Origin of the sequence: Bowmanella yangjiangensis, assembly GCF_017255015.1 — a bacterium.
Lineage (GTDB): Bacteria > Pseudomonadota > Gammaproteobacteria > Enterobacterales > Alteromonadaceae > Bowmanella > Bowmanella yangjiangensis.
The window spans coordinates 893-1,953 of sequence record NZ_JAFKCS010000144.1; the positions used below are offsets into that span (position 1 = coordinate 893).

The following is a 1,061-nucleotide window of genomic DNA, read 5'->3' on the forward strand; positions in this document are numbered from 1 at the left end:
GTTATCGTTATGCCACGATTAGCGCCGCTTATCGTGGATGGCCCGCAGGCGTTCGCCGCGCCGGAGCTGCGGCCAGGACGGGGCTTCGTGATACAGTCGCCGGCTGTTTCAAGGGCTTTCAATGGATGCCGCTGCGTGAATAGCGATCTGGACAACGACCTGCTGCGAGCCTTCGTCACCATCACCCGCACGGGGTCCTTCAGTCGGGCGGCGAAGTTGCTGCATCGAACGCAAGCTGCGCTCAGCCTTCAGGTGAAACGGCTCGAGGACGATCTGGGCGTGAAGCTGCTGGAACGCTCGCCCAGAGCGGTGGCGATGACCGAGGCAGGGGAGATGTTGCTGCCCTATGCCACCAAGATCCTGAGCCTCGGCGAAGACGCCAGACGTGCACTGCAGCCCAGCGGCCAGGTGGAGACCATTCGTATCGGCATGCTGGAAGATATCGCCATCGGCGCGTTGTCCAGGGTGCTGGAGCGTTTCACCAGCCACCATCCGCATGTGCAGCTGGAAATCGTCATCGATGATAGCCAGGCGCTGTCGCGGATGTTGCGCGAGACCAGGTTGGACATGGTCATCGCCGACAGGCAGCAGGTCGATGCGCTTCCTGCGTTCAGCTGGAACGAGCGCCTGGTCTGGGTCGCCGCGCATGGCTTCAGGATGCCCTCGGGGCAGGATGCGCCAGTGATCGCATTCGGCAAGGGCTGTTTCTGGCAGGCTCCCGCGCTGGCTCAGCTCGATGCCAGTGGTATCTCCTGGCGCGTGGTGCTCAGCAGCGCCAACCTCGGTGCCATCTGTTCTGCAGTCGAAGCGGGCATGGGCATCTCCTTCATGCTGGAATACAGCGTCAACCGAAGCGCGCTGCGCATTCTCGGCGCCGAGGATGGTCTGTGCCAGGACGGCTCGGTGCAGATCGGTGTGTTTCTGCGTGAGGGTGGTGGGCGTTCCGAACAGTGGATGGCGCTGTATGCGGCCATCTGCGCCGAGGTGGCCACAGGCCGTGGCGCCGAGTTGCCGGTTGTGGCCTGAGCCGGCTGCGTCAGGCGCAGCCTTTTTTCTTTGCG

The 1,061-nt window shown here is 63.4% G+C and carries 1 protein-coding gene; it reads left to right on the top strand.

From position 1 onward, the window contains the following. Nucleotides 1-1,026, top strand: a 1,026-nt coding sequence (locus tag J0A65_RS22715) for a LysR family transcriptional regulator (RefSeq protein ID WP_206596579.1), incomplete at its 5' end; no start/stop codon positions are given. Between the last annotated feature and the right edge of the window lie 35 nt (nucleotides 1,027-1,061).